Raw genomic sequence first — 8,953 nt, forward strand, 5'->3', positions numbered from 1 at the left:
GGCCGAGGGGGAGGCCCATGCGCTCCAGGCGGACCAGGGCACGGCGCCCGGCCGCCTCGGCGACCTCGATGACGTCGAACGCGCGGCCCACCGGCAGCATCGCCGCGGCGCCCGGCACCTCGGCCCAGGCCCGGCCCACCTCGTCCAGCGTGGCCCCGGCGGACACGGGTGCGGCGAACTCCAGCGGATGCGCGCCCGGCGCCGGGCACTTCGCACGCCCGCAGGAGCAGACGCCCGACGCGGCCCGCGCGCCCGGCACCACGTCCCAGCCCCACAGGCCCGTGAACTCGGCGACGGCCGTGCACTCCGGCGAACGGCCGCGCCGACGTGTGCCGGAGCGGATCTCCCGGATGCCGCCGATCGTGAAGCCCATGCCCCCTCCAACGGGTCCAGCGCGCCGGTGGTTACGAACCGGAGCGCGATGGATGCGGAACGTGACGCTACGACATCCGCCTTCCCGGGGTGCCCCGGGAGCAAGGCGGCGCGTCGTGGCGCGGCGGGTTGTGCGCGAGGCTTCATGCGCCCCCGAGTGCACCGCTCCGCCCACTTCCGTCCGTCCTATGTCAAGTGAATCGCGTGGGTGCGATCGTGAGTTCATTCGAAGGGGTGGCGAATGGTGGCGTTTCAAGGATCGCCGTGGTTGGAAGGGTGATCGTGGGGTTACTGTGAGTATGCGAGCCCCGGGGGCACTTGCCTTCGTGGGTATGCCGGAGGCAAGTCGTCAGCTCGTTCGAAGGGTGAGAACCACCGGACGGGCGGCCGTATTTACCGGCATTCTGATAGGGCTTGGCGCACGGCGACAGGGTTTCAGGGATGGGGGCGTTCCAGTGGGCGGCAACGGCGGAGGCGGGACGAACGCTGACAAGCGCCCCAACGAGCTGCTCGGCTCGTGGTTCGTGCGCAGCGGCTGGTCGAAGGGCGAGCTGGCCCGGCAGGTGAACCGCAGGGCCCGCCAGCTCGGCGCCAACCACATCTCGACCGACACCTCACGGGTGCGCCGCTGGCTCGACGGGGAGAACCCGCGCGAGCCCATCCCGCGCATCCTCTCCGAGCTGTTCTCCGAGCGCTTCGGCTGCGTCGTCTCCACCGACGACCTCGGTCTGCGCGTCGCCCGCCAGTCCCCGTCCGCCACCGGCGTCGACCTCCCCTGGACCGGCCCGCAGACCGTCGCCCTGCTCAGCGAGTTCTCCCGCAGCGACCTGATGCTCGCCCGGCGCGGCTTCCTCGGCACCTCGCTCGGCCTGGCCGCCGGACCCGCCCTCGTCGAACCCATGCAGCGCTGGCTGGTGCCCTCCCCCGCCTCCCCGCTGCCCCCCGGACCCGACCCGCTGCACGACTCCCGAAGGCCCGGCCGGCTCTCCCGGCCCGAGCTGGAGCTGCTCGAGTCCACCACCCGCATGTTCCGCCAGTGGGACGCCCAGTGTGGCGGCGGACTGCGCCGCAAGGCGGTCGTCGGCCAGCTCCACGAGGTCACCGACCTCCTTCAGGAGCCCCAGCCCGAGGCCACCACCCGCAGGCTCTTCAAGGTCGCCGCCGAACTGGCCGAACTGGCCGGCTGGATGTCGTACGACGTGGGCCTCCAGCCCACCGCCCAGAAGTACTTCGTCCTCGCCCTGCACGCCGCGAAGGAAGCCGGGGACAAGCCCCTCGGGTCGTACATCCTCTCCAGCATGAGCCGCCAGATGATCCACCTCGGCCGCCCCGACGACGCCCTGGAGCTGATCCACCTCGCGCAGTACGGCAGCCGCGACTGCGCCGGGCCCCGCACCCAGTCCATGCTGTATGCGATGGAGGCCCGCGCCTACGCCAACATGGGCCAGCCCGGCAAGTGCAAACGCGCCGTCCGCATGGCCGAGGACACCTTCTCCGAGGCCGACGAGTGGGACGAGCCGGACCCCGACTGGATCCGCTTCTTCTCCGAGGCCGAGCTGCACGGCGAGAACAGCCACTCCTTCCGCGACCTCGCCTACGTGGCGGGCCGCAGCCCCACCTACGCCTCCCTCGCCGAGCCCCTCATGGAGCGCGCGGTCGAACTGTTCGCCAAGGACGACGAGCACCAGCGGTCCTACGCGCTCAACCTCATCGGCATGGCCACCGTGCACCTGCTCCAGCGTGAGCCCGAGCACAGCACCGAGTACGCCAAGCGCGCCATGGACATAGCCCGCAAGGTCCGCTCCGAGCGGGTCAACACCCGTATCCGCAAGACGGTCGACACGGCCGTACGCGATTTCGGGGACCTCGCCGTCGTGGTCGACCTCACCGACCAGCTCGCCAGCGACCTCCCGGAGTCCGCCGGAGCGCTCTGAGCCCGGCACCCCCTGCCCCGGCCGCGGCCGGTCCTCCCGAACTGCCCGACTCGGCTCCCCCATGCCAGGTCATCGAGAGGCCGGACGCGGCCGGTTCCGCATGCCTGCCCGCCCAGGGCCTCTCCTTCGGGTCAGCCCGACGGTTGCGTCACGATAACGATCGCCGCGCCCGGCATCCGGCAATTCATCCACGCGTAACACGCGAGGTGCCTTCGTCACCCCGGCGAAACAGCGAGGGGCGCCCACCGAAACCGCGCTGCGTCAGTCTCGTGGCCCATAACCGCCCCCCTCGACCACCGGACCGCTCAGGCACCCGCACGGGGCCGTACCAACCGATGAGGAGACGCCGATGGCTCCAGCCATCACGCTCGCGGCGGAGGCACCCAAACTGTCCTCCGCGAACACAGGCTTCATGCTGATCTGTTCCGCCCTGGTACTGCTCATGACCCCGGGCCTGGCCTTCTTCTACGGAGGCATGGTCCGCGTCAAGAGCACCCTCAACATGCTGATGATGAGCTTCGTCAGCATCGGGATCATCACCATCCTCTGGGTGCTCTACGGCTTCTCCCTCGCCTTCGGCTCGGGCTCCGCGTTCATCGGGTGGAACGCCGACTGGATCGGCCTCAGCGACATCGGCCTCACGGAGCTGTGGCCGGGCTACACCATCCCGGTCTTCGTCTTCATGGTCTTCCAGATGATGTTCGCCATCATCACCCCGGCCCTGATCAGCGGTGCCCTCGCCGACCGCGTCAAGTTCACCGCCTGGGCCCTCTTCGTCGCCCTGTGGGGCACGATCGTCTACGTCCCCGTCGCCCACTGGGTCTGGGGCGCGGACGGCTGGGCCTACAAGCTCGGCGTCATCGACTTCGCCGGCGGCACGGCCGTCCACATCAACGCGGGTGCCGCCGCCCTCGGCGTCATCCTCGTCATCGGCAAGCGCGTCGGCTTCAAGAAGGACCCGATGCGCCCGCACAGCCTGCCGCTGGTGATGCTCGGCGCCGGTCTGCTGTGGTTCGGCTGGTTCGGCTTCAACGCGGGCTCCTGGCTCGGCAACGACGACGGCGTCGGCGCGCTGATGTTCGTCAACACCCAGGTCGCCACCGCCGCCGCCATGCTCGCCTGGCTCGCCTACGAGAAGATCAAGCACGGCGCCTTCACCACCCTCGGCGCCGCCTCCGGCGCGGTCGCGGGCCTCGTCGCCATCACCCCGTCCGGCGGAGCCGTCTCCCCGCTCGGCGCGATCGCCGTCGGCGCCATCGCCGGTGTCGCCTGCGCCGCCGCCGTCGGCCTGAAGTTCAGGTTCGGCTACGACGACTCCCTCGACGTCGTCGGCGTCCACATGGTCGGCGGCATCGTCGGCTCCCTGCTCATCGGCTTCTTCGCCACCGGCAAGGGCCAGTCCGCCGCCACCGGCGTCTTCTACGGTGACCACAGCTTCGACCAGCTCTGGAAGCAGTGCGCCGGAGTCTTCGCGGTCCTCGCGTACTCCCTCGTCGTCTCCGCCGTCCTCGCCTTCCTCCTCGACAAGACCATCGGGATGCGCGTCCCCGAGGACGACGAGGTCTCCGGCATCGACCGCGCCGAGCACGCCGAGACCGCATACGACTTCAGCGGAGCGGGCGGCGGAGTCGTCGCCGGCGCCCCCACTTCGGCCGCTTCGCCCAACAAGAAGGTGGACGCATGAAGCTGATCACCGCGGTCGTCAAGCCGCACCGCCTCGACGAGATCAAGGAGGCCCTCCAGGCCTTCGGAGTCCACGGGCTCACCGTCACCGAGGCGAGCGGCTACGGCCGCCAGCGCGGCCACACCGAGGTCTACCGGGGCGCCGAGTACACCGTCGACCTCGTGCCCAAGATCCGCATCGAGGTACTGGCCGAGGACGACGACGCCGAACAGCTCATCGACGTCATCGTCAAGGCCGCCCGCACCGGCAAGATCGGAGACGGCAAGGTCTGGTCCCTGCCGGTCGAGACGGCCGTACGGGTCCGCACCGGCGAGCGCGGCCCGGACGCGCTCTGACACGACGACACGAACAGGAGCCGCTGGGTGACGCGCAGGGATGACCGGAAAGAAACCGACGACTCGGGACCCAGCGGCTACGCGGCGGCCCGGCTGCACCTCCTCACCGAGGGGGAGCGGCCCGGGCCGCCGCGCCGCGCCGCCCTCGCCGAACTGACCGACGACTGGCTCGCCGGACTCTTCGCCACCGCCGCCCCCGGCATCAAGGGCGTCTCCCTCGTCGCCGTCGGCGGCTACGGACGCGGCGAACTCTCCCCCCGCAGCGACCTCGACCTCCTCCTGCTGCACGACGGCAGCGACCCCACCGCCGTCGCCGCCCTGGCCGACCGCCTCTGGTACCCCGTCTGGGACCTCGGCCTCACCCTCGACCACTCCGTCCGCACCCCCGCCGAGGCCCGCAAGACCGCCGGGGACGACCTCAAGGTCCACCTCGGCCTCCTCGACGCCCGCCACCTCGCCGGAGACCTCGGCCTCACCGCAGGACTGCGCACCGCCGTCCTCGCCGACTGGCGCAACCAGGCCCCCAAACGCCTCCCCGAACTCCAGGAACTCTGCGCCGAACGCGCCGAGCGCCAGGGCGAGTTGCGCTACCTCCTCGAACCCGACCTCAAGGAGGCCCACGGCGGCCTGCGCGACGCCACCGCCCTGCGCGCCGTCGCCGCCTCCTGGCTCGCCGACGCCCCCCGCGAGGGCCTGGCCGACGCCCGCCGCCGTCTCCTGGACGCCCGCGACGCCCTCCACCTCGTCACCGGGCGCGCCACCGACCGCCTCGCCCTCCAGGAACAGGACCAGGTCGCCGCCGAACTCGGCCTCCTCGACGCCGACACCCTCCTCCGCCAGGTCTACGAAGCCGCCGGGATCATCTCCTACGCGGGCGACGTCACCTGGCGCGAAGTGAACCGCGTCCTGCGTTCCCGCGCCGTACGGCCCCGCCTGCGCGCCATGCTCGGCGGCGGCAAACCGCCCGTCGAGCGCTCACCGCTGGCCGAAGGTGTCGTGGAACAGGACGGCGAGGCCGTGCTCGCCCGCACCGCCCGCCCCGAACGCGACCCCGTCCTCCCGCTGCGCGCCGCGGCCGCCGCCGCCCAGGCCGGACTCCCGCTCTCCCCGCACGCCGTCCGCCGCCTGGCCTCCCTCGCCCGCCCGCTGCCCACCCCCTGGCCCGCCGAGGCCCGCGAACAGCTCGTCACGCTGCTCGGCTCGGGGCGCCCGACCGTCGACGTCTGGGAGGCCCTGGAGGCCGAGGGCCTGATCAGCCGACTGCTCCCCGACTGGGAACGGGTCCGCTGCCGCCCGCAGCGCAACGCCGTCCACGTCTGGACCGTCGACCGGCACCTCATCGAGACCGCCGTCCGCGCCTCCGCCCTCACCCGCCGCGTCAGCCGCCCCGACCTGCTCCTCGTCGCCGCCCTGCTGCACGACATCGGCAAGGGCTGGCCCGGCGACCACTCCGTGGCCGGCGAGATCATCGTCAAGGACGTCGCCGCCCGCATCGGCTTCGACCGCGCCGACGTGACCGTCCTCGCCACCCTCGTCCGCCACCATCTGCTCCTGGTCGAGACCGCCACCCGCCGCGACCTGGACGACCCCGCCACCGTCCACGCCGTCGCCGAGGCCGTCGGCACCCAGAGCACCCTGGAACTCCTGCACGCCCTCACCGAGGCCGACGCGCTGGCCACCGGCCCCGCCGCCTGGTCCTCCTGGCGCGGCTCCCTCGTCGACGACCTCGTACGCCGCGTCTCCGCCGTCCTCGCCGGGGACACCCCCGACGAACCCGACCCCGGCGCCCCCACCGCCGAGCAGGAACGCCTCGCCATCGAGGCCCACCGCACCGGCGGCCCCGTCCTCGCCCTGCGCGCCCAGACCGAGCCCGCCGTCGCCGACGAGGACTCCGGCGAACCCGAACCCCTCGGCGTCGAACTCCTCATCGCCGTACCCGACCAGCCCGGCGTCCTGCCCGCCGTCGCGGGCGTCCTCGCCGTGCACCGCCTCACCGTCCGCACCGCCGAGCTGCGCGCGCTGAGCCTGCCGGACGACGTGGATGACGGCTCTGTCCTGCTCCTCGACTGGCGCGTCGCCGCCGAGTACGGCTCCCTGCCCCAGGCCGCCCGCCTCCGCGCCGACCTCGTCCGCGCCCTCGACGGCACCCTCGACATCACCGGCCGCCTCGCCGAACGCGACGCCGCCTACCCCCGCCGCCGCGGCTGGCCCGCCCCACCACCTCGCGTCACCGTCGCCCCGGCCGCCTCCCACCACGCCACGGTCATCGAGGTCCGCGCCCAGGACGCCCCGGGCCTGCTGTTCCGCATCGGAACGGCCCTGGAGAAGGCGGGGGTACGGGTGCGGAGCATGCATGTGAGCACGCTGGGGTCGAACGCGGTGGACGCGTTTTACGTCACGACGGGTACGGGTGCGCCGCTGCCGGGGGAGGACGCGGGGTCGCTGGCGGGGGTGCTGGAGGAGACGCTGCGGGCGTGACTTTCTGAGCGTGTCATGCGTTCACCGGATGTGCTCCCCGCAGACGCGGGGGTGGTCCGGGGCTCCTGACAGAGGCCGACATGGATGCGACATGGTCCCCGCAGACGCGGGGTTTTCCGTCCCTCGCCGGTGTTCGCACCGGCGAGGGACGATTCGGTTGCGGAGCCCGATACCCTGGAGGGCGATCCACCTGCCCCCTACCTGAGGACCGACGAGCGCCGTGTTCGATACCCTCTCCGACCGCTTGGCGAATACCTTCAAGACCCTCCGGGGCAAGGGCCGCTTGTCCGAGGAGGACATCGACGCCACGGCCCGCGAGATCCGCATCGCGCTCCTCGAAGCCGACGTGGCCCTGCCCGTCGTCCGCTCGTTCATCAAGAACGTCAAGGAGCGCTCCCTCGGCGCAGAGGTGTCGAAGGCCCTCAACCCGGGCCAGCAGGTGCTCAAGATCGTCAACGATGAGTTGATCACCATCCTCGGCGGGGAAACCCGCCGCCTCCGCTTCGCCAAGCAGCCCCCCACCGTGATCATGCTGGCCGGTCTCCAGGGTGCCGGTAAGACCACGCTCGCGGGCAAGCTCGGCCGCTGGCTCAAGGAGCAGGGCCACTCCCCGCTGCTCGTCGCCTGTGACCTCCAGCGCCCCAACGCCGTCAACCAGCTGAGCGTCGTCGCCGAGCGCGCCGGTGTCGCGGTGTACGCGCCGGAGCCGGGCAACGGCGTGGGCGACCCGGTCAAGGTCGCCAAGGACTCCATCGAGTTCGCCAAGGCCAAGGTCCACGACATCGTGATCGTGGACACCGCCGGCCGCCTGGGCATCGACCAGGAGATGATGCAGCAGGCCGCGGACATCCGCGACGCGGTCCGCCCCGACGAGATCCTGTTCGTCGTCGACGCGATGATCGGCCAGGACGCGGTCAACACCGCCGAGGCGTTCCGCGACGGCGTCGGCTTCGACGGCGTGGTGCTCTCCAAGCTCGACGGCGACGCCCGCGGTGGTGCCGCCCTGTCGATCCGTCAGGTCACCGGCAAGCCGATCATGTTCGCGTCCAACGGCGAGAAGCTGGACGAGTTCGACGCGTTCCACCCTGACCGGATGGCCTCCCGCATCCTCGACATGGGTGACATCCTCACCCTGATCGAGCAGGCGGAGAAGACGTTCAGCCAGGAAGAGGCCCAGAAGATGGCCTCCAAGCTGGCGTCGAAGAAGGGCCAGGACTTCACCCTGGACGACTTCCTGTCCCAGATGGAACAGGTCAGGAAGATGGGCAGCATCTCGAAGCTGCTCGGCATGCTCCCCGGCATGGGCCAGATCAAGGAGCAGATCAACAACATCGACGAGCGCGACGTGGACCGCACGGCCGCGATCATCAAGTCGATGACCCCGGGCGAGCGCCAGGACCCGACGATCATCAACGGCTCCCGCCGCGCCCGTATCGCCAAGGGCTCCGGTGTCGAGGTCAGCGCGGTCAAGGGCCTGGTGGAGCGCTTCTTCGAGGCCCGCAAGATGATGTCGCGCATGGCCCAGGGCGGCGGCATGCCGGGCATGCCGGGGATGCCGGGCATGGGCGGCGGCCCCGGCCGCAGCAAGAAGCAGCCGAAGAAGGCCAAGGGCAAGCAGCGCTCGGGCAACCCGATGAAGCGCCAGCAGCAGGAGCTGGAGGAGGCCCAGCGCCGCGAGGCCGCCGCGCAGGGCGGCAACGCCTTCGGTGTCCCGCCGCAGCAGGGCGGCCAGGACTTCGAGCTGCCGGACGAGTTCAAGAAGTTCATGGGCTGACCGAGCCCGCGTACGACGTCCCGAGGGCGCCCTTCTCCACGAGGGGCGCCCTCGCGCGTACGGGGACGGGTCAGGGCACCCGGGCTATCAGGTACCGGAAGACGTTCGGCATCCACACGATGCCGTCCGCGCGCTGATACGGATGCAGCGCCTCCGCCAGCTCCTTCTCCACCTGCTTGCGGTCGGTCGCCGCGATCGCCCCGTCGAACAGGCCGGTCGACAGCAGCCCGCGTACGGCGCTGTCCGGGTCGGCGTAGCCGAAGGGGCAGGCGACCCGGCCCGAGCCGTCCGGCCGCAGGCCCGCGCGCTGGGCGACCTCCTCCAGATCGTCGCGGCGGGCCGGGCGCAGGCCGTGTGCGCCGTGCAGCGGGTCGGC

At 71.7% G+C, this 8,953-nt stretch carries 6 protein-coding genes and 1 pseudogene; 5 read left to right on the top strand and 2 right to left on the bottom strand.

The genetic code is table 11. The features are described 5' to 3' along the window. Positions 1 to 373 (bottom strand): bifunctional DNA primase/polymerase (locus tag GTW40_RS24550; RefSeq protein ID WP_343245779.1); only part of this gene is annotated, 373 nt, incomplete at its 3' end. A gap of 454 nt (positions 374 to 827) precedes the next feature. Between GTW40_RS24550 and GTW40_RS24555 the strand changes: the two genes are divergently transcribed. The 5 genes from GTW40_RS24555 (at position 828) to ffh (ending at position 8,577) form a co-directional block, all read left to right on the top strand. Continuing rightward, entirely contained in the window at positions 828 to 2,306 is a 1,479-nt protein-coding gene (locus GTW40_RS24555; RefSeq protein ID WP_161182349.1) for a tetratricopeptide repeat protein, read from the top strand. Between the two features lie 349 nt (positions 2,307 to 2,655). Next, the gene (locus GTW40_RS24560; RefSeq protein WP_161182350.1) at positions 2,656 to 3,990 is read left to right on the top strand and encodes an ammonium transporter; all 1,335 of its coding nucleotides are present in this window, start codon (positions 2,656 to 2,658) and stop codon (positions 3,988 to 3,990) included. Continuing rightward, a complete protein-coding gene (locus GTW40_RS24565) occupies positions 3,987 to 4,325 on the top strand; it encodes a P-II family nitrogen regulator (protein WP_003997576.1) in 339 nt (112 codons plus the stop codon). Before GTW40_RS24560 ends, GTW40_RS24565 begins: the two co-directional genes overlap by 4 nt. Positions 4,326 to 4,352: 27 nt before the next feature. Next, complete coding sequence (locus GTW40_RS24570; protein WP_161182351.1) at positions 4,353 to 6,803, top strand: [protein-PII] uridylyltransferase; 2,451 nt, start codon at positions 4,353 to 4,355, stop codon at positions 6,801 to 6,803. A 220-nt stretch (positions 6,804 to 7,023) separates the two neighbouring features. After that, entirely contained in the window at positions 7,024 to 8,577 is a 1,554-nt protein-coding gene (ffh, locus tag GTW40_RS24575; protein ID WP_161182352.1) for a signal recognition particle protein, read from the top strand. Between the two features lie 70 nt (positions 8,578 to 8,647). On the opposite strand, the pseudogene GTW40_RS24580 reads toward ffh, so the two are convergent. Beyond that, positions 8,648 to 8,953: pseudogene (locus GTW40_RS24580) on the bottom strand (SAM-dependent methyltransferase); the annotation flags it as partial.

Source organism: Streptomyces sp. SID4985, from assembly GCF_009863025.1.
Classification (GTDB): Bacteria; Actinomycetota; Actinomycetes; order Streptomycetales; family Streptomycetaceae; genus Streptomyces.

What these genes read in the sequence shown, in the direction of transcription:
- GTW40_RS24560 (WP_161182350.1), top strand. Translation starts at nt 2,656, where the DNA reads ATGGCTCCAGCCATCACGCTCGCGGCGGAGGCACCCAAACTGTCCTCC.
- GTW40_RS24565 (WP_003997576.1), top strand. Translation starts at nt 3,987, where the DNA reads ATGAAGCTGATCACCGCGGTCGTCAAGCCGCACCGCCTCGACGAGATC.